Below are 19,016 nucleotides of genomic sequence, written 5' to 3'. Positions count from 1 at the left end.
GGCGTCTCCTCCGCGACCGGTGGCTGCTGCTCCTCGCCGCCCTAGTCGCGCTCATCGCCTTGCGGCTCGCGTGGGCGGTGTGGCGGCGGCACGTCTGGCGACGACACGCCGCCGGAGCACGGTGGCTGCAGATCACCCCGCCGGTGACCGCCACTCCGGCCGCGACGATCGGCCTGTGGCGGCTCCTCGCCACCGTGCTGCCCGCGCCGCGCCGGTGGGCGCTGCGCCCGCCCCGGCTCGTCTGGGAGGTCACCGCCGACCCGGACGGCATGCGCTGCGGGCTGTGGCTGCCCCCCGGAGTCAACCCGACCGCCGTCGTGCGGCTGCTGCAACGCGGCTGGCCCGGCGTGCGCGCCGAACAGACCACCCCACCGGCCGTGCCGACGACCGGGGCCGTCGCCGCCCTCGCGGTCTGGCCCACCCAGCCGGAATGGCTCCCGTTGGTCGAAGACGCCTCTCCACCAGCGCGCCGGGGCGTGGACGCGGGCACGCCTGAGGAGGACCGGTTACGGGCGGTCTACGGCGGGCTCGCCTCGGCCGGGCGCACCGGCGGCGCGCTGCTGCAGGTCCACCTCGGCCGGGCACCGGCCCACCGGCTGCGGCTGCTACGCCGCGCGATGACCCACCCCCAGCGCGCCCGCCGCCGGAGAGGGGCCGCCCGCGCCGCTGGCCTACTCGCCGATGGGTTGCGAGCGCTGCTCATCGGCGTGCTGAACATCCTCACCCCCGGCCCATCGAGCCCGAGCCGACGTACCGGCCCGACCGACCCGTACACCGCCGAGTTGGCCCGGCATGCGCGGGCGAAGTACGCCGACGCACCACACCTGCTCGTCGCCGTGCACACGGTCGCCACCGGCCCCACCAAGGCCGCCGCCGTCGCGGCGGCGGCTGATGTCAGCTCCGGATTCGGGCTGCTGTCGGCGCACTTCACCCGCCGCCGGCTCCGGCGTGGTGCGGTCGCGGCGGCCAATCGATGGGTGTCCGAGGCCCGGATGAGCCTCGTCTCCGTCGCGGAAGCCGCCGCCTTCGCAGGATTGCCTGCCGAACCGGCCGCCTACGGCCTACCCGGCGCGGCGTCCCGCCGCCGCGCCGCCACCCGCGACATCTTCCGGACCACCGGTCAGCAGACGCACCCGCGCACGACGGCGCAGGCACCGCCCGACGCAACCGACGATCCACCGACCGTAGGAGCACACCTTGAACAAGTCCAAGACCAAGGCCGCCGCGTCGAACACCCGCACCGAGTGCCGCCGGTTGAAACTGGTGCCCCTGGACGAGCGACACGGCCTGGGCGGCAAGGTCATCGGCGTCACCAACGCCGGACCGCCGATCCGAGTCGGGATCTCCCTGACCGACTGCCGGTACCACCTCCACGCGCTCGGACCGACCGGCACAGGCAAGACGACGCTGCTGATGCGCATAATCCTCGACGACGTGCAGGCCGGGCGCGGCGTCGCCGCGTTCGACCCGGCCAAGGGCGACCTCATCCGTGACTTGCTCGCCCGACTGCCCAGGACGTGTGGGGACCGGCTGGTCCTCATCGACCCGGACGAACGGGCCGCGCCACCGGCGATCAACCTGCTCGACGCGGCCGTGCACGGCGGCAGCGCACATGAGGTGGCCGCGAACCTCACGGCGGTAATGGCGAAGGTGTGGTCACGATGGTGGGGCCACCGCACCGCCGACATCTGCTACCACGGCCTGCTCACCCTCGCCCACCTCGAAGGCGCCACCCTCGCCCAACTACCGCGGCTGCTGTCCGACTCGACCCTGAGAACCAGATGGGTCAACGCCGTCACCGGCAAGCTGAACGCCTGGGAGGGCAACACCCTCGGCGAGTTCTGGGAAGGGTTCAACGAGCTGCCCGCCGCGCAGCGCTCCGGCCTCGTCGCCCCGCTGCTGTCCCGGCTACGTCTCGTGCTGGCGCACCCGATGGCGAACAGCCTGTTTGGGGTGCCGGCCACCACCTTCTCGTTCGCCGACATCCTCGACGGCGGCGTGCTACTGGCCCGGCTACCGAAGGGTGTCATCGGCGAGGACGGCACCCGCCTGGTCGGGTCGCTGCTGCTGGCGGGGCTGTGGCAGGCCACCACCGCCCGCGCCCGCATCCCCGAGGACGACCGTCCCGACGCGATGATCGTTTTGGACGAGTGCCACAACTTTCTGCACCTGCCCATTGGCATCGATGACGCCCTCGCCGAGGCCCGTGGCCTGCACACCTCGTTCGTCCTCGCCCATCAGTACCTCGGCCAACTGTCCAGGGACATGGTGGAGGCGATCGACGCGAACGCCCGCAACAAGGTGTACTTCGCCCTCGCCCCCCGTGATGCCATCGACCAGGCCCGGCACCTGCGGCCGTACCTCGATGACGGGGACCTGATCCGCCTCGGCGGCTACGAAGTCGTCCTCCGGCCCGTCGCCAACGGACGGGTCGTGCCACCGGTCACCGCCGACACCGAGCCCCCACCCCCGGCCGTCAAGGGACGTGCCGGCGAGCTGCGCCGAGCGGCCCGCGACCACACCGGCCTCGCCGCCGTGCAACGTCGCCGGCTGTTCGGCGAGACCGCGACCGCTGCCGCACCGGCCGAGATGTCGACGCCGGTCGAGGGGGCGGTGGTGGAGCTGGTGGGTCGCAACACCTTCGCCCTCCACCCCGAGTGGTCTAACGAGACCTCTAACGAGCGATCAAACGAGCAGTCCAACGACCACGAACAGCCGGGTGAACACGCCCCCTTGAACACGTCATACGCGCACGTCGACCGGGGTGAGGAGGACTGGTGGACCGGAACCGACTGATAAGAGATATCCCTCCTACCAGTACGCCAGCCAAAGGCAGCCCCCGCCTCACGGCGTCCGTCGTGGCCGCCGAACTCGGCCGGCTCACTCCCCGAGACCGGCACCTCCTGGACCTGCTCGACCAGCACCGGACCTTCACCACCGATCAGCTCGTCGACCTCGCCTTCGGCTCGGTCGGCCGTGCCCGCAACCGGCTCAACACCCTCCACGGCCGAGACATCCTCGACCGATTCCGGCACTACCAGCGGCCCGGCTCGCAAGCGTGGCGGTGGACCCTAGGCCCGGTCGGCGCGGCCATCATCGCGGCCGGACGCGACGAGGCGCTACCTCGTCCGGCTGTCGTACGCGACGCTACCGCCCGACTCGCCATGTCCCCGACACTGGCGCACCTGGTGACGGTGAACGGGTTCTTCGTCGCGCTCACGGCTCATGCCCGCACGCACCCCGGGGCGCGGTTGGCGCGGTGGTGGAACGAGGCACGCTGCCGTGAGGCGTGCGGCAACCTGGTACGCCCGGACGGGCACGGCGTGTGGGCCGACAACGGGCGCGCGGTGCCGTTCTGGGTCGAGGCTGACCTCGGTACCGAAACGCTGGGCAGAGTCGTGGGCAAGCTGGGCGGCTACGCCGCGCTACCGCCCCGGCGCGGGTATCCGGTGCTGTTCTGGCTACCCACCACCGCCCGTGAGACCAACCTGCACGCCCACCTCCGGCGGGCCGGGGTGCCCGACGGGGTGACCGTGGCCACCGCCACCGCCGACAACGGCGGTCCGGCGGGGCCGGTCTGGCGCATCGTCGGGCACCCCGACCGGGTGAGCCTGGCCGAACTGCCCGCACCGGGCGGGGACGGTGGCGCGCTGTGGGCCGGCTAGCCGTATGGGGCGCGTCCGGTGCCGCCGGGGCGTTGCTGCTGCTTACCGCCGCTACCGCCGGAGTCGTCTCCTCGGTGTTCGGCGGGGGCGGGGCCGTAGGTAGCTGCGGCGATACGTTGCCGGTCTGTGACGGTGCGCCGATCACCGCGTCCGGGTGGACCCGTCCGGTAGCGGGCACGGCCGGTTCCGGCTTCCGCACCGGCCGCCGGCCCGGCCACGACGGAGTCGACATCATGGCAGTGAAAGGCGCCGTCATCCGTGCCGCGTCCGGTGGCGTGGTGGTGCGCGTGCGGTGCAACGTCGGGAGGAACTCGTGGGAACCGACCGGCGGGCCGGTGCCGTGCGACCGTGACGGCTACCCCGGCCTCGGCGGGTGCGGCTGGTACACGGACATCCGCCACGCTGGCGACGTCGTGTCGCGTTACTGCCACCTGGTGCGACAGCCGGTTGTCCGGGTAGGACAGACGGTGATTGCAGGGCAGCCTATCGGCCACGTCGGCAGTTCCGGGAACTCGTCCGGACCACATTTGCACTACGAGATCCACGAAGGCTATCCCGCCACCGAGAAAAATGCGGTTGACCCGGTGCCGTTCATGCGCCGAAAAGGCGTATCCCTGTAAAGGCGTGAAGTGATTTCCCGCACAATCCGAAAAGGTGCCACGGGGTGCGGTGAGCGCCGCGCGTCCGGTCCGCCGGACGCGCGGCGTAGTCGTTGAACCCCCGAAAACCGCAACGCCGTAAGGCGGCGCGTGCGGGCCGCTCACCATCCACCCTACGCGGTACTAGCAGGACGGGCCGAACGCGCCGCAGCGGCGAACACAGGGCCGTCAAATGGCGTTCCGCACGACGGCAACGGTTCCGGAATGGAGAACGTGACCGGGGTGATGCGGCCCCATGTAAAGAGTCTTGCGCAACCGGGTTGACAACCGTCGGGCATCGAGCGTCCATGGACGTGGGCAACGAAAACCGCCCCGGCGAAACCGCCAAACAATGCGCACCACGCGTACGCGGAATCGCCATTTGCCGATCCCTTTTCATGGAGGTGTACTGCCATGCCCGCGAACATTCTGCTGACCCCCGGCACCGACGAGGCCCGGAGCGCCGTCGCCGAGGCGCTGCGCCGCCATCCTGGACTCACCTCCCGGAAGCTGGGCGCGCAAGCGGACATCCCGCTGCCGGCCGTCACCGAGGCGCTTAAGCACATGGAAGCGGCCGGTACCGCCACCCGCACCCCCGACCCGACCAAGGGCAACCGCAAGAGCGCCGACACCTGGGAACTCGCCACCACCACCGAGGACACCGCCGACGCGACCGACGAGCCGACTCCGGCGGACGACACCCCGGCGACCACCGACGCGACCCCGGACACGACCGACGAGCCGACTCCAGCCACCACCGACGCGACCCCGGACACGGCCAGCGAGGCGACGTCCGCCGACGATGACGCGAACGGGGACGGTGAGCCGGACGAGCCGACGGTGCCCGCCCCGGTGTCCGGTGCGCCGGTGTCAGCGGTGCCGGTCGCCCCGCGTCAGCCGGACCTGAAAGTGTTGATCATGGCCGGGGTGCTCGGTGGGCACCCGGACGGCATCACCGCTGACGAGGCGATCAACGAGAGTGGTCTGTCGGTCGTAATGGGGGACACGATCCTCGCCGCGATGGAGGTTGCCGGTGCCGCCCGTCGCCTGCCGGTGGACGACGCCGGTAACGAGTTGTGGGTCATCGGCGACGGTGACCTCGCCACGGTGGACCCGGCCAACGCCCCGACTCACACCACGTGCCCGACGTGCGGACACACCCGCAAGATCCGCCGCCCCTCGGCCCGGCGCACCACTGGCACGGGCCGCGCGACCGGTGAGATCAACAGCGACGGGTCGGTGCGGCTGGGCAAGAACGAGTTGCGTAACCGGGTCGAGGCGTTCATGCGTGACCTCGGCACCGGACACGAGGTGACCCCCGGCACCGTCGCGCGTGAGATCGGCGGCCGGAGCCCCGGCGCGGTGCGCAACGCCATGGAGAAGCTCACCGGGGTCGGTGTGCTGATCCTGACGCGCGAGGCCCCGGAAACGTACGCCCTCGCGGACAACCCGCCCGCCCCGACCGCCGAGGTGAAGGCGTTCCTGGCCCCGTCGCAGAGCGACGACACCACCGCCGACGAGGCCGACACCGACGAGGCCACTGTCGCGCCGGTAGCGGCCTAACCCACCCCCGCCGGGGCCGGGCACCGTGCCCGGCCCCGGCACCCGCACGCCCACCCACAACCGCACGGAAGGAACAGACAATGACCACCCCTCACAACCATCCCCACCGGGACCACGCCGCGCACGGTCCGACGCCCCCGCCGGGGTCGCTGCGCTGCCCGGAATGCGGGGAACCGGCCCGCAGGGTGCCGCCGCGTGACTGGCCCCTCGACGGACTCACCTCGCGTCCGGCCGCGTCCCACCACGACGGCACCCCGCTATGCCCGGTGCCCGGCCCGAACGGCTCACAACCGGCCGAACCGATCGGCGCTCCGGCACGCCTGACCATGTGGCAGGCCGTACGGCAATCCTGGCTAGTCCATCCTGATTGGACCGTTACCGATCACCTCGCGTGGCTCGACGACGAGGGTTACGACACCGGCACGCTGACCGGCGACCCGGCCGAGGTGATCGGCCGGTGGTTGGCCGAACACCGCCGTACCGGCCTCGGGTCCTGGCCCACCGACGATGCCCTCGTCTACACGGTCGCCGGAGGCGACATGGTGGCCGTGTTCGACTCGAAGGAAGCGGCCGACCTCATGGCCGGGACAATGGGCTGCGCGAACCTCGACTCGGTGACCCGGTGCATGACCGAGGCGCAATGGGAACAGGTGCGCGCCGTGTTGCGGACGGAGCAACCGCATATCACCGTGACCGATGCCCGGCCCGGCCGTGGGTCCGGTGCGTCATGACCGGCCCGGCAGGTACCGGCCCGGCCGGTGACCGGCCCGACATCCCGCCCTCGCTGGCCGCGCGTCCCCACGACGCGCGGCGCGGCCTGCCCATCCCGCCGGTCAACATCCACCCCGACCCGACCGGCGACGGGTCGCATGTGGACTTCACCACGATCAACACCACCACCTCGACCCGCCTCGCAGTCGAGCGTCGGTGCTCGCTGTGCGGGGAGCCGTTGGGCTATTGGGTGGCGTTCATCGGCGGCCCTCGGGCCGTTGAGCTGATGCGCTTCACGGACCCGCCGGGGCACCCGGAGTTTATCTCGACACTTTGAGATCTCAGTCCTGGGTGGCTGTAACACGGGGATAGGTCCAGGCGGCCTAGTTCTCCTGGGCTTACGTGCCTCGGGCGCTTGTGTCGCCGAGATGGCCGGACGGCCGTAGCCGGCCCAGCAGGGCGGCCCGAGGTGGCTCCACCCTCTGCGGCGGTCTGGATCGCCTTCGGCAACTATGAGTGATGGCAGCAAGCAATCGCAGACTCCGTCGGCGGAGTCCGCGCAGGTCTGGCCCCCACCCTCTTCTACTTGATACGCAGGTAATCCTCGTTGACCCAGTGTCGGTATCCCCCGCTGGCCGCACCCGGGCCGTGCTGACCACCAGCACCACCACGAGTAGTCGGACCATAATCGCGCTAACCGTGCCGAAATTCGCCGACGCCTCAACCTTCATTTTCGCCCTACCACCAAGGACACGCCCTGCACCGATCAACCTGGCGCCGAACATCCCAAGCCAGGCCCGACGAGCCCACCACCAGCGAAGACTCGGGCCGGAGGCAATCACCCAACGGATTGACGCTAAGCCAATAAGAGGTCCTAACAAAATGATCTCTGGGTCTTCCGTCCCTTGTAGAGGGTGATCTACGATGTCGGGCCGTGAGGCGTGGTGAGCAGCCGCCGTGGATTGTGCCGGACGGGCTGTGGCAGCGCATCGAGCCGCTGCTGCCCAAACGTGAGCGCAACCCGCGGCACCCGGGACGTAAGCGGATCCCGGACCGGCAGGTCCTGTGCGGGATCTTGTTCGTGTTGCATACCGGCATCCAGTGGGAGTTCCTGCCTCAACAACTGGGGTTCGGCTCGGGGATGACCTGCTGGCGGCGGCTGGAGGAGTGGAACCGGGCCGGGGTGTGGCAGCGGCTGCACGAGCTGCTGCTGGCCGAACTGCAAGCGGCCGGGAAGCTCGACTGGTCTCGTGCCGTGATCGACTCCTCACATGTCCGGGCCGCCAGACGTGGCTTAAAAGCGGGCCGAGCCCGGTCGACCGCGCCCGCCCGGGCTCGAAGCACCACGTCCTGACCGAGGGCGCCGGCATCCCCCTCGCGGTGTCGCTGACCGGCGGCAACCGTCACGACGTCACCGAACTGCTCCCGCTGATCGACAAGATCCCGCCGGTACGCAGCCGTCGTGGCCGACCGCGTCGCCGCCCCGACCAACTCTTCGGCGACCGCGCCTACGACCACGACAAGTACCGCCGGGCGGTACGGGCCAAGGGCATCCGCCCACGCATCGCCCGACGCGGTCAACCGCAGGGCTCCGGCCTGGGAGTAGTCCGATGGGTCATCGAGCGCACGATCGCCTGGTACCACGGCATGAAACGGCTACGCATCCGCTGGGAACGCCGCGACGACATCCACGAAGCCTTCCTCGCCCTCGCCACCTGCATCATCACGTACCGACACGTCGTACGACTTTGTTAGGACCTCTAAGGCCGCACTGCCGTCACGGTGTGTCCAAGGTCACATACTGGTTGTAGCCGTCGGCCTCCGTCGATATCTTTGCTCATAGATGGATTTGGCCTCCCTGCGCACCGCGTCACGGCGATGCATGTTGCGTGGAGGGTCGCCGACTGCACGGGGAAGCGGGATCTCCGATGGAGAGCGATGTCAACGATGTGGAGTTCGAGGCATTCGTCCAGGCGATGCGATCCTGGCTGCGCCGCGAGGCCTACCACATCTGCGGCGACTGGCACGAAGCCGACGACCTTGTGCAGGTGGCGCTATGCACGGTGTACCAACGCTGGGACCGCCTGGACCGGCGGGCGGAGTTGGGCGCGTATGTCCGCCGCGTCGTGCTGCGACGTTATCTGAGCGAGCGTCGCCGGCTGAGGTGGCGATACGAGGTCCCGACGCTCCTCGCGGCGGATGCCGTCTCGTCACCAGGTTCGCACACCGCCGTTGACGACCGTGAGATGTTGCTGCCCGCACTGCGGCGGCTGGGCCCACGTCAACGTGCCGTTGTCACGCTGCGCTTCCTCTGTGACCTCAGTGTCGAGCAGACGGCGCGGGCACTCGGGTGTGCTTCGGGGACTATTACCAGCCAGACGGTACGGGCCCTCGATGCGCTGCGTCGCGACCTCAGATTCTGACCGCCGCCATGCAGCATTCATCTCCCGCTGCGACGTGTACACAAGCAACACCCAACGTGTGGTCCCCACAAGGGAGGAACCAATCAATGAAAGTGCGTCGCACACTCGCCACAGTCACCGCCGCGCTGTTGGTCGGGTCGATGCCGATCGCGGGGGCGGCCCAGGCTGCACCCAACATCGAGGACACAGCTTGGAGCCCAGCCCTACTCTCCGCCGAGCTGCTTTACGACGGCTCGGCCGTCCGTACGCGCTACCAAGACGGCGCTAGCGTCATCACTGTCGTCGCCTCCACCGGCGCGAAGGTAATCTTCAAGGGTTCCAAGATACCGACCATCATGGCCAACGGCCTCCGCAGCTACGACCGGGAGGTGTCGGTAGTCCAACCGCGCACTGTCAACAGTTCCCGGACAACGGCCGCCGCCTACTCAGCGGCTGGTCGCAGCGTCTTCACCGACGCGCTCGCCGCTGGAATGAGCCCGTCTGAGGCCCAGCAGTATGCAACCACAAAAGGTGTGGCTGCTCTGGACGACCCGCCGATCTTGAACTCCTGGTGCATGGACAGCGAAAATGGGACACCGGACCCCGAATTCAACTGGTCCGGCTGCCACATATCATACGAGGGGCAATGGGGAGGGTCAGAGGGCAACTGGACCTGGTATGACTTCTGGAGTGCGACAGCACACGGCTGGGGCACCGGCGTACTTGCCGGTGGGAAGGAACTTCAGAAGGGGTACGTATCTACCGACTGGGTCCCCGACGTAAGTACCACGCTCAACATTATCGAGGCATCTCCGTCGGCCAACCAGCCCGGCCCAAACCCCTGTTCCACCTTCACGGTCGGCTTGTCCCAGGTCGTTGAGCTTGGGTTCACTATCCCGCTCTGTCGCGCCGGTTGGGACGTGACGTGGAACCAATCCTTCTACAAGGTAGAATGGCACGGCGCGAGCACTGGGGGTCAGTCGGATACTCGATCTGCGGCGGGCGCTCACACCATTGCGGCCCGCGGTGGTTACCAGGTCTCAGGCAGTATCGGTTGGACTTACGCCTGCTTGGGCTGCTGATGCGCTAACTCTCGCCCCCGTGGCGGTCCTCGACCGCCACGGGGACACCCAAACGTCGATACCAGGGTTCCCCGGGATTACCGCGAGATATCAATACCGGGCTAGACCAAGACCTGTTGAACGGCAACGGCGCGAGTTGGACTGACGGTCCAACCTGGTTCAATGGCCGGCCTACAGCCTCCGCTGTGGGTTTGATGGGTAAGAGTGAGGGCGCATACGAACCTGCCATCGGTGCGCCGCACCGCAACCGCCGTCGACCTCACCCGATGGTTCCAACTGCACGGTCTGGACGGCCACTTCGCCGTGGCCGACCAAGCGGCTGCGCCACCGAATCCGGCTCAACGAAGTTAGCGGGGGTTGAGGTGGCCTCGGGTTCGTCGGGTTGTGGCGCAGCGGGTGCGTAGGCGTTGGTTGACGGGGTTGCGGAAGCCGTAGGCGTCGCGGGCGATGGTTTTGATGACGCGGTTGGTGCCTTCGGAGCCGGCGTTGGTGATTCCGGTGCGGATGAACGCGAGGATTTGTGGCCACCAGGTCTCGATCGTGGTGGCGAGGCGGTGAAGTTCGGGCAGGTCGCTGGTGGCGCAGCGGCGGTAGAAGCGGAGCGTTATTCAGATTGGCTTGTCCCGGGTGCGGTTGGTCGCCAGGTCGGTGACGGTGCGTAGCACTCCGGGGAAGTCGGTTGGGCGTTCACAGTGCGGACGCTGTTGATGGTGGCCCTCTTGGCGCCTGCCGACCTGTTAGGGTCAGTGGATGCTGCCACTCCTTACCAAGCCTCTCGTTGCCGGACGTAGCGCGCTGATCGTTGTGGACCTGATGCCGCGTATCGTCGAGCAGGATTTGGGTCCCTACAAGGGCGTTGATGTGGTGGCCCGGGCAAGCCGTCTGGTGACAGCGTTCCGCCGAGTGGGCGGCACGGTGGTGCTGGTCCGGGTGGATCGCCCGGGGGTAGCCCAGCAGCCGCCCGGTAGCGGGTTCGTTCCCGAGCTGCAGCCGCAGCCCGGCGACATCGCGGTGGTGAAGCACACCATCGGCGCGTTCTACGGCACAGGCTTGGCCGAGCGGCTGCGGGAGCGCGGCGTGGAGACAGTGGTCATGACCGGTATTGCGACGACGATGGGCGTCGAGTCGACCGCGCGCGCTGCGTCCGATCACGGGTTCGAGGTCATCTTCGCCGCCGATGCGATGACCGGCATGACGGCGACCGAGCATGAGCACGCGCTGACGGTGGTCCTGCCGCGGTTCGGCCAGGTGGTCACCACTGACGAGGTGCTCGACCGGCTCAGTTGACGCCGAGAGCGCTGTTCAGAACCCACACGATAGTCCACTGTGGTCAAGGGCACGGGTGTTGCTACGGGTGACGGCGACCGCCCCGGTGTAGATCACCTGGGTTGTGTGGACCAAAGAGATCAACGAGGGGCGGCCGCCGCGCTGTCAGGCTATGACCGGACTACGCGGCGATCAAGTCACCGACCTGGTCGGCGCGGTGTTCGACGTGCTGGACGGGGTGTGGCAGCCGGTCCGGGGCCGGCGGCGGGTGCTCGGGCTGTACCGGGCGGTGGTGCCCACCTTGTTCCTGATGCGCCGTAACGAGTCCCAGGCCGTGGCCGGCGAGTTGTTCGGCTGCTCGCAGTCCACCGTCTCAAGGGTCGTGCGGCGGCTGCGGCCGCTGCTGCGCTCGGTCACCGCCGAGTTCGCCGGACAGGTACGCCAGCAGGCCAAGCGGTCGGCGGTGCTGGTCGACGGGTTCCTGGCCCCGACCGGTAACCGCGCCGGCGTACCCGACCTGTACTCCGGCAAGCGCCACGCCGCCGGGCTGAACGTCCAGGCGGTGTCGGACCTGGCCGGCTGGTCGACACCGGCCTACCGGTACCCGGTGCCCGCCACGACAGCAGAGCCCTGGCCGAGTCCGGCATCGCCGACCGCTGGGCCAACCACCTCCAACCCGGCGGCCCAGGCATGGTCGCCGACCTGGGCTACCTGGGCACAGCCGCGATCACCGGGCACCGCAAACCCCGCGGCGGCCAGCTCGGTGACGTACGACGCGCCTGCAACCAAGCCATCAACAGCACCCGCGCCGCGGTCGAACGCGCCATCGCACACCTGGTCAACTGGAAGATCCTCGACACCGGCTGGCGCGGACGCCTCACCGACTTCCCCGAAGTACTACGCACCGTCACCGGACTGGAAATCTACCGAACCTGGGGATAACCACATTCTGAATAGCGCTCGCGGTCCAGCAGCACGGCGACGCGTTCACGGTCCGGGTCGGTGCGGGTCAGTGCGAGCAGGTCGAGCAGGTCTTCCTTGGCGTTCCACGCCGCCAGGATCGGCACGCCGATGCGCGCGGGTAGCGCGGCCAGTTCGGCTTGCAGGTCGTCGACGTGCTCGGCGCGCATCCGGGCAGCGTTGCGGGTCAACCGGTTACGCAGTTCCCACTCGCGGTTGCCTTTGCGGCCACGGCGGCCCCGGACCTGCACGGTGACCCGGCGGCGGACCTCGGTGACGGTGGCGTTGGCCAACTGGACGAGGTGGAAGTGGTCAACGACGAGTTGGGCGTGCGGCAGCACCCGCCCGACGGCGGACTTGAAGACCGTGCACATGTCGATCGCGACGTAGCGCACCTGGGCACGCCACGCCGGTGGGCGGGCCAGGAGCCCAGTCGGCCACAACCTGGGCGCTGCGGCCCTCGACCTGACCGAGCAGCCCTTGCCCGCCTGACAGGTCGCAGAATCCGACGTGCCAGCGGTCGACGGTGCTCTCCCACGTGCCGGTGGTCTCGTCGAACACGAACTTCGGCCTGCCCCGGCGGATCTCGTCGATCCCCAACGCCTCGACCGGTCGCGGCTGCCGTGGCAGCACCGCAGCGGCATGCGCGGCGAACGCGGCGGCGACCACCGGCCAGGACATTTCGTGATCACGTGCCGACTGCACCACCGTGCGTCCACCGTCGGCGACCGCCGCACCAGCCGCCGCCCGCAACCGGGCGGTCAACCGCTTACGGGCCGGCACCGCCGCCACCGCCTCGGTGAACGACCCCCGCCCGCAGGCGGGCTCGTCACAGCGCCAGCGGCGCTTGCACCACCGCAGCGCCGGCCGCCGCCCTCCCACAGGCAGGTCACGAGGCCGGGTCACCCGCCGGCCCTTCGACCTACGCGCCGGTGTCCCGCACTCCGGACACCGCCGTGCCCACTCATTCGCGGTGACCAGGTCCACAACCGGACCCTCCGGCCCCTCGACAACCCCGACGACAGCCAGACCGGCAAGGCCCAGCAGCCGGGTCGTATCCTCAACCATGCCCGTGGCTCTTCTGTTGTGATCAACCTTGCTTCGACAACAAGATGATCAACCAGGAGCCACGGGCCCCCTCACACCAGGGTCCACCCTGGCACGCCGACGACATCAGCCGGCCCCCATCAACTTCGGTGAGCCCCGAATCCTGCACACAGCCGCCCGACTAACCCCCAGGACAATGACGCCGCTGGATACGTATCCCATCCAACTGGCCACGGGCCATCCAGATCATCACTGCGTACGACCGGATCGCGGCCATCCCTGCACCGGTTGATCGCCCTCAACCCTTCACCCCACGATCCAGGAGAATCCAGGAGACCACGCCCATCGGCGCGCCGGCCGCCCACGCACCCTGGCTGTCACCACAAGCGGGTCGACCAGCAGCGATAGATGCCGCACGAGGGTGAAACCGACGGGTCCGAGGCGTGTGGGGTCGGGAGCCGGCGCGGTGGCGCGGTGGCACGTCGTGGTGGTAGGCCCGGCAGCCTTCGAGTTTACGGCGATTTCTCGTCCGGGTGTCCCACTGGGTGGCCGTGACCATGGTGCTCCGTTTCCAACTCCCGCCGCTTCGAACCGTGCATGCGGTTCTCTCACACGGCTCACCGACGTCGTCACCGCCGGTTCGACTTGTCCCGCCGTCACGGCTGGGTGCACGAAGGACCGAGGCTCGTATCAGGGTGCCCGCTCCCCGGGCAAGCCCGATACACTTGAACCATGCGCTCTCGCATCACTTTGACCGTCTTAGCCGGGCTGTTTTCTATGTCAGGGTGTGCATCCGCAGGTCAAGCGGCTACGCCGCTACCTCATCCACCAGTTGGGCGGCCGCCCGTAGTCTTGGACACCTCTGTGCCAGGCTGGGAGACCTCCGCCTGGCTAACTGAGGGCGCATTCTGCGTACGCGCGACCCGCACCGGCGCAGAGGTCAAGGATGATGCGGCCAACAATTTCGTCTTCTGTAATCCGGTCTCGTCGGCTCTGGACAGCAGTGGTCCCCCGATGCTGCCCGCCAAGCCGCTACCCTACGTCGCGCCCCTGGACCCGCAGCAGCAGGAGATCATCCTGGTAGGGAACGTGCGCGGCGACGTCGCCACCGTCTCCGTAACCATGTTCGGTGAGACCGCGACAGCCGCCGTTCACCCGCTGCCCGTGTCGGAGGGTCGCCAGGTCGGTGCGTACGCGGTCTGGCTTCCCAAAAGCGGTCCCGGGCGTGACGGGATGAGCCTCTCCGACATCACCGCCGTCATTGGCTATGACGCGGCCGGCGACGTCATAGCCGAACTGGAATGACGCCACGGTGAGAACGGCAATAGTCGTCAGAGCGTCGACGCCGACGAAGCGGGCTATGACCGCAGGCGTCAACGTGCTGGACTGCGAGCTGGTCCCAGGGTCATCAGGGTTACGATGGGCGCCGGCCCCTTGGCGTTGTAGAGCTGACTGACTCGGCTACTCCGACACAGCAGGGATCACGCCTCCGTCGCCTTGCTTGGCGTCAGCGATCTCGGCGCCATCTGTCCGCGACGCGTAATCCCCCGCCGAAGCGCTCCGTGAGCCGTTCCGCACCCTGTGATCACCAGAAGTGGCCAGGTGGTTCGAGTGTGGTCGACGTGCGGCGCCTTCGCCGCCCGTGAGGAATGACGGTCCCGGCTGGTTGGACTACCTGCCGACACGGACGCTTGGCCGGGCCGAGCGGCGGGTGGACGCGTTTCCGTATGGCGAGGACACTGCCCTACTCGCTCGAGTGGCGCCGCCCAATCGATGACTGGCTCACCCGCACCGCGACCCAGGTGTACACCACCGTGGACTTGCATCTCAGTCTGGCCGGCTTCGCAGCCTCCGACGACACGTCAAGGACCTCAACGGAGACCCGGTGCCGCAGCGCAGTATCGGATGCCTGGTTCCGGATACCAGTGGCTTGCGTTACCCAGCGTCGACACCCTGAATGGCGCCATGTGGTCGGGAGGCCGGCTTGAACAAGCTGTCCGATGCTGCACGGGCAACGCTGTCGGGCCGACCGGCAGAGACGGCGGCTGGTTCGTTCACCTCGATTGCGACGGGTTGGCCGAGTTCGGTGAGCAGGTCAGCGATTCGGCGGGCTGTAGCGGTGTGCCGTTCTGCCTCGCGGGGCCAGTCCCGCTGCGTGGCGTCTTCGGCAAGCCGTTGCTCCAGGCAGTACCGCTGCTGTAGTCGGGGCGCGTACTCGGCGGTGGTGAGGAATTTGGAGCAGGTGAGGAACAGGTCGCACTCGCAGGGGCCCTCCTCCGGCAGCCGTAGGCAGTGGCCAAGTTCGAGGGCGGTCTTGTAGTAGTTGCTGGTCAGCCACTGCACGGCCTGTCCAGACAGGTCGTTATTGCGGATCGCCTCGGCTGCGGGGCCGGCGAGGTGAGCGCCGGGTTGCAGGGCGGCCTGGTAGTCGCGGAGCACGGCGGTGTCGGTGATGCGGGCGTAGAACAGGCTCATCGCCGGACTGGTGTGGCCGAGGATCGCCATGATCGTCTGGATGCGGGCGCCTTCCTCGGCGAGCTGGGTGCCCACAGTGTGCCGAAACCGGTGGCTGGTAACGGTCTTCCCGCCACCGGCGTCGACGAGGCCGGCGTGCTCGCAGGCTTGCTGCAGCGCCGAGTCGAACAGGAAGTAGTGGCTGAACAGCCGGCCACGGAGCTGGAACACGTAGCTGGTCGGCTTGCCGGTGACCTCGTCGACGAGCGGACGCTGGCGGCGCGCGCGGGTCTGCTCGATGCACGCTCGTAGCGTGTCGGCGGCCTCGGGGTGCAGCGGCACGATGCGCTCGGTGTAGGTCTTGCCGGCTGAGATCCGCAGCCTCGGGTGACCGTCGGGGTAGGTGTCCAGGCAGTCGAGTTCCAGGCGCAGGATTTCACTGCGACGTGGCCCGACCCACCGGGCGATCAGGCACGCCGCCCGCTGGTAGGGGTCGGTCAACGCGCGGATTCCCTCAACCACCGCGTCGAGGTCCCCAGTCGATAGGTAGCGGGGTACGGTCTTGACCTGCTTGGGCATGTCCAGGTGGCTCAGCAGCGGACGGTCCGGCACGTCGGCCCAGCCCCAGGCGAGAGTTCTGCGCAGGAACACGTTGAGCACCGAGATGGTGTGTACCTGGGTCGAGACGCTGACCGGCTCGCCGGTGCGGTAGTTGCGGTAACCGGTGGCCACCCAGGTCAGGAACTCCTCCACCTGGGCCCGGGTGAGCTGGCCGAGGTTTGTCACCTCGGGATGGTGCTCGGCCAGCCAGGAAGTGAAGACCCGAAACCGGGTGCGCAGATTTGCCTGAGTGCGGGCCGGCGCGATCCGTTCGATGTACCGGTCGATGACTTTCTCGATTGCCGGCGGCCCTAAAGAGCGCTGGTGAGGCCGCGGTCCGCTGGAGATATACCGGGCCTGCTCGGCGACCACGCCCAAGCTGTGCAGGACGACCCGGGTGGTGTAGATACTCGTGCGCAGGTTGCGGTACCAGTCGCGCACCGACCCACCCGCCACGAACTCCGGCCGCAGGGTGCGTACGTCGTCGCGGGCGGCGAAGGCGTCCAACTCGGCCCGGAAGTGGTCCAGATCCTCATCGGTGATCGTCTGCCAGTCCGGGCTGCCACGGTGCAGGGCGATGCGGATGCCAGCGCCGGCCAAGGTGCGGTGCGCGGCGGGCTGCCGGTACCCGATCCGCTCTGCCTCGCCATCCAACGGTGTCAGCCACTCAGGTCCCATACCCAGCAGCTTGCCGCTTTCGGTCAGCAGGTCCTTGAACGAGTTCGCCAAGAGCCACGGGTAGTCCAGCGTGACTCGCCCGTGCATCGCCAGCAGACTCACATAGAGCCGGTGCCCGCGGACCACCACATGCCGGTGTCGAGCGACGGCATACGGCGGGGCATGCAAAAGCCGCTCCGCCACCGGTGCGGCCATCCACGCGCCGAGATCTGGCCACTGCTCGATGAACTCACGCCTCGCCTGACGTCTTGTCCGGCTCGACTCCGACCGGCCCTTGTCCGCCGGGACGACCAACGCCGCGTACTCGTCATCGGTGAAGTGCCGCAACCAGTTCGAGCCCTGTCCGGCCACGGAAACAACGCCGCTCACCGTGCCTGCTCCCCACGGCGGATGATTGCCGCGGTCGCCGCCTCGTAGTCCGCCAGCACCTCCGGGTCGGACACCCGGGTGTAGATCCGGGTTGACTCCGGCGAGGCGTGCCCGAGCCGTTTCTGCAGCGTCAACTCCCGCATACCCGATTCCCACATCGCCGTGGCGTGGGTATGCCGTAGCGCGTGCGGCGTGGTCCACGGCGTGCGGATACCGAGCCGGGAGCAGCGGCGGGCGAAGCTCGCCCACAGCGCCTGATAGCCCAACGGCTCACAACGTCGACGGCCCCGCCCACCGACCAGGAACAGAAACGGTGAACCGGAGTCGCGGGGCCGTTCGGTCATCACGTAGTCCGACACCGCCGCGAGCGTGCGCGGGTCGTGCAGGTCCACCACCCGGTCCGTGCGGGACTTCTGCCGCACACCCTTCGGGTGATCGTCGCGGTGGCGCACATGCACCCGACGTCGGCCGTACTCAACGTCGTCCGGGATCCGCAGACCCAGCACCTCACCGGGCCGCAGCCCACCGTCGAGCATCAACAAGAAGATTGCTCGGTCCCGCTGCGTCGTTAACGTGGCGAACAACTCCATCACGTCCTCGGGCGCCATCGGGCGGGGCAGGCCCCGCACCGTCTTGACCCGGACCGCACGGCGCACTGGACGCTGCCGGCTGGCTCGGCCCATGAACGGCCGATGCCGATCGGCCACCCTGCCCGAGGCGACATCGTCGACCTTGCGTACCGGGTTCTCGCCGTCGCACTCCTCAACCGTAATCACGAACTCGTAGAAGCTCGATACCGCCGCCATTGTCCGATTAATCGAGCTGCCTGCCCGTCGCCGTCCCGATCCGCCCGCGTCGGCCGTGACCACCGCGAGCGCCTGCCGCTTGCCTGGACGGCGTACCGGCAGATGCGTCAAGAAATCGAGGAACTCCACCACCAACGCCGGGCCGATGGCTTCGTACGTCAGGCCACGGTGATCAAGGAAACGGAAGAACAATGTCAGATCTCGCGCGTACGCGGCTACTGTATTGGGCGACAACGACCGGTTCTGCAAGAACTTCAGGAACCGGCCCACGATCTCCACCGGCACGCCATCCTCGCCAGCCAACAGCCATCGCAGCACGCCGTGGTCGTCAACCACCTTCAACGCTTGCAACCGTCCTCCTTGGGTCGCCGATGAAGACCACTCGGACGAGTCCAACGAGGAAGACAGCCAGGGTGCCGCGAGCGCAACCGTCGAGATAACGGAGTGCATGAGCGCCGCCCTGTCGCTGTGTCCTCATCTGGCGCTCGGTCGGCACCGCCGTGCCCGTGCCGACCGTCCGGGGGCGGGCATCATTCCGCCGGGGTCGCACGGCGACAAACCCGACCGGTACCTGTTGGGCATCACCCGCACCTACCGGACCCGGTTCCTCCCCGAACACGGGTACAGCGTGTACCTACCGGCCCCGTTCAAAACCGTCCGCGTGTACGTCTACGGACCGGAGGGGCGACTACGCCCGGCCACCGGCACCAGGTAGGCCACGCCTGGCGGCGGGCGTGAGATCCGCCGCAACAACCTCGACCGATTGGCCCGGACC

17 protein-coding genes and 3 pseudogenes are annotated in these 19,016 nt (G+C 68.6%); 15 read left to right on the top strand and 5 right to left on the bottom strand.

What is annotated here, in order from left to right:
• The first annotated feature begins 1,197 nt into the window (after positions 1-1,197).
• The 9 genes and pseudogenes from O7626_RS30605 to O7626_RS30565 all read left to right on the top strand — a co-directional run bounded on the left by O7626_RS30605 (position 1,198) and on the right by O7626_RS30565 (position 10,061).
• Positions 1,198-2,796 carry a type IV secretory system conjugative DNA transfer family protein gene (locus tag O7626_RS30605; RefSeq protein ID WP_278064502.1) on the top strand — a complete coding sequence of 533 codons (1,599 nt, stop codon included), beginning with the start codon at positions 1,198-1,200 and terminating at the stop codon, positions 2,794-2,796.
• Positions 2,797-2,858: 62 nt separating this feature from the next.
• Positions 2,859-3,665 carry a replication-relaxation family protein gene (locus O7626_RS30600; RefSeq protein ID WP_278064501.1) on the top strand — a complete coding sequence of 269 codons (807 nt, stop codon included), beginning with the start codon at positions 2,859-2,861 and terminating at the stop codon, positions 3,663-3,665.
• A gap of 32 nt (positions 3,666-3,697) precedes the next feature.
• A complete protein-coding gene (locus O7626_RS30595; protein WP_278064500.1) occupies positions 3,698-4,285 on the top strand; it encodes a M23 family metallopeptidase in 588 nt (195 codons plus the stop codon).
• Positions 4,286-4,717: 432 nt separating this feature from the next.
• On the top strand, positions 4,718-5,866 hold the full coding sequence (locus O7626_RS30590) for a helix-turn-helix domain-containing protein (RefSeq protein WP_278064499.1): 1,149 nt from the start codon (positions 4,718-4,720) through the stop codon (positions 5,864-5,866).
• Positions 5,867-6,132: 266 nt separating this feature from the next.
• On the top strand, positions 6,133-6,597 hold the full coding sequence (locus O7626_RS30585; protein WP_278064498.1) for a hypothetical protein: 465 nt from the start codon (positions 6,133-6,135) through the stop codon (positions 6,595-6,597).
• A pseudogene (locus O7626_RS30580) lies at positions 6,594-6,905 on the top strand (hypothetical protein); the annotation flags it as partial. The gene O7626_RS30585 and the pseudogene O7626_RS30580, both read left to right, overlap by 4 nt.
• Before the next feature lie 633 nt (positions 6,906-7,538).
• Positions 7,539-8,332, top strand: a protein-coding gene (locus tag O7626_RS30575) for an IS5 family transposase (RefSeq protein WP_278066386.1) whose coding sequence is annotated in 2 segments (ribosomal slippage) — positions 7,539-7,872 and positions 7,872-8,332 — 795 coding nt in all. Because the reading frame shifts where the segments join, the coding sequence is not laid out codon by codon here.
• A gap of 173 nt (positions 8,333-8,505) precedes the next feature.
• Positions 8,506-9,000, top strand: coding sequence for a SigE family RNA polymerase sigma factor (locus O7626_RS30570; protein WP_278064496.1), 495 nt, complete (start codon positions 8,506-8,508; stop codon positions 8,998-9,000).
• A gap of 86 nt (positions 9,001-9,086) precedes the next feature.
• A complete protein-coding gene (locus O7626_RS30565) occupies positions 9,087-10,061 on the top strand; it encodes a hypothetical protein (RefSeq protein WP_278064495.1) in 975 nt (324 codons plus the stop codon).
• Between the two features lie 347 nt (positions 10,062-10,408).
• Here O7626_RS30565 and O7626_RS30560 read toward each other — a convergent pair whose 3' ends face one another.
• The gene (locus tag O7626_RS30560; RefSeq protein ID WP_278066385.1) at positions 10,409-10,669 is read right to left on the bottom strand and encodes a transposase; all 261 of its coding nucleotides are present in this window, start codon (positions 10,667-10,669) and stop codon (positions 10,409-10,411) included.
• Between the two features lie 142 nt (positions 10,670-10,811).
• On the opposite strand from O7626_RS30560, the gene O7626_RS30555 reads away from it, so the two are divergent.
• The 3 genes and pseudogenes from O7626_RS30555 (at position 10,812) to O7626_RS30545 (ending at position 12,269) form a co-directional block, all read left to right on the top strand.
• Positions 10,812-11,348, top strand: a complete 537-nt coding sequence (locus O7626_RS30555) for an isochorismatase family protein (RefSeq protein WP_278064494.1) — start codon at positions 10,812-10,814, stop codon at positions 11,346-11,348.
• Positions 11,349-11,499: 151 nt separating this feature from the next.
• Positions 11,500-11,685, top strand: a pseudogene (locus O7626_RS41605) (hypothetical protein); the annotation flags it as partial.
• A 221-nt stretch (positions 11,686-11,906) separates the two neighbouring features.
• The gene (locus tag O7626_RS30545) at positions 11,907-12,269 is read left to right on the top strand and encodes a transposase family protein (protein WP_347404876.1); all 363 of its coding nucleotides are present in this window, start codon (positions 11,907-11,909) and stop codon (positions 12,267-12,269) included.
• Here the strand turns inward: O7626_RS30545 and O7626_RS30540 are convergent.
• Positions 12,251-12,682 carry a transposase gene (locus O7626_RS30540; RefSeq protein WP_278064492.1) on the bottom strand — a complete coding sequence of 144 codons (432 nt, stop codon included), beginning with the start codon at positions 12,680-12,682 and terminating at the stop codon, positions 12,251-12,253. The two genes, O7626_RS30545 and O7626_RS30540, sit on opposite strands and share 19 nt — an antisense overlap.
• Positions 12,683-12,813: 131 nt before the next feature.
• Here O7626_RS30540 and O7626_RS30535 point away from each other — a divergent pair, with 131 nt between their 5' ends.
• A complete protein-coding gene (locus O7626_RS30535; RefSeq protein ID WP_278066533.1) occupies positions 12,814-12,975 on the top strand; it encodes a hypothetical protein in 162 nt (53 codons plus the stop codon).
• Positions 12,976-13,172: 197 nt separating this feature from the next.
• Here O7626_RS30535 and O7626_RS30530 read toward each other — a convergent pair.
• Positions 13,173-13,355: pseudogene (locus O7626_RS30530) on the bottom strand (ISL3 family transposase); the annotation flags it as partial.
• A gap of 843 nt (positions 13,356-14,198) precedes the next feature.
• Between O7626_RS30530 and O7626_RS30525 the strand changes: the two are divergent.
• Positions 14,199-14,639 (top strand): hypothetical protein, encoded by a 441-nt coding sequence (locus O7626_RS30525; RefSeq protein ID WP_278064491.1) that lies wholly within the window; start codon positions 14,199-14,201, stop codon positions 14,637-14,639.
• Positions 14,640-15,269: 630 nt separating this feature from the next.
• Here O7626_RS30525 and O7626_RS30520 read toward each other — a convergent pair.
• Entirely contained in the window at positions 15,270-16,367 is a 1,098-nt protein-coding gene (locus tag O7626_RS30520; protein ID WP_278066383.1) for a site-specific integrase, read from the bottom strand.
• Between the two features lie 1,064 nt (positions 16,368-17,431).
• On the bottom strand, positions 17,432-18,592 hold the full coding sequence (locus O7626_RS30515) for a tyrosine-type recombinase/integrase (protein ID WP_278064490.1): 1,161 nt from the start codon (positions 18,590-18,592) through the stop codon (positions 17,432-17,434).
• Between the two features lie 97 nt (positions 18,593-18,689).
• On the opposite strand from O7626_RS30515, the gene O7626_RS30510 reads away from it, so the two are divergent.
• Positions 18,690-18,956 carry a hypothetical protein gene (locus O7626_RS30510; protein WP_278064489.1) on the top strand — a complete coding sequence of 89 codons (267 nt, stop codon included), beginning with the start codon at positions 18,690-18,692 and terminating at the stop codon, positions 18,954-18,956.
• Positions 18,957-19,016 lie beyond the last annotated feature (60 nt).

It is taken from the genome of Micromonospora sp. WMMD1102 (assembly GCF_029626265.1).
Lineage (GTDB): Bacteria > Actinomycetota > Actinomycetes > Mycobacteriales > Micromonosporaceae > Plantactinospora.
Note: the sequence above shows the minus strand (reverse complement) of the source record. Positions and strands in the feature narration are given on the sequence as shown.

Excerpts from the sequence above, each read along its gene's own strand:
- O7626_RS30590 (WP_278064499.1), top strand. The coding sequence starts at position 4,718 with ATGCCCGCGAACATTCTGCTGACCCCCGGCACCGACGAGGCCCGGAGC.
- O7626_RS30570 (WP_278064496.1), top strand. The coding sequence starts at position 8,506 with ATGGAGAGCGATGTCAACGATGTGGAGTTCGAGGCATTCGTCCAGGCG.
- O7626_RS30565 (WP_278064495.1), top strand. The coding sequence starts at position 9,087 with ATGAAAGTGCGTCGCACACTCGCCACAGTCACCGCCGCGCTGTTGGTC.
- O7626_RS30555 (WP_278064494.1), top strand. The coding sequence starts at position 10,812 with ATGCTGCCACTCCTTACCAAGCCTCTCGTTGCCGGACGTAGCGCGCTG.
- O7626_RS30520 (WP_278066383.1), bottom strand. The coding sequence starts at position 16,367 with ATGCCCAAGCAGGTCAAGACCGTACCCCGCTACCTATCGACTGGGGAC.
- O7626_RS30510 (WP_278064489.1), top strand. The coding sequence starts at position 18,690 with ATGAGCGCCGCCCTGTCGCTGTGTCCTCATCTGGCGCTCGGTCGGCAC.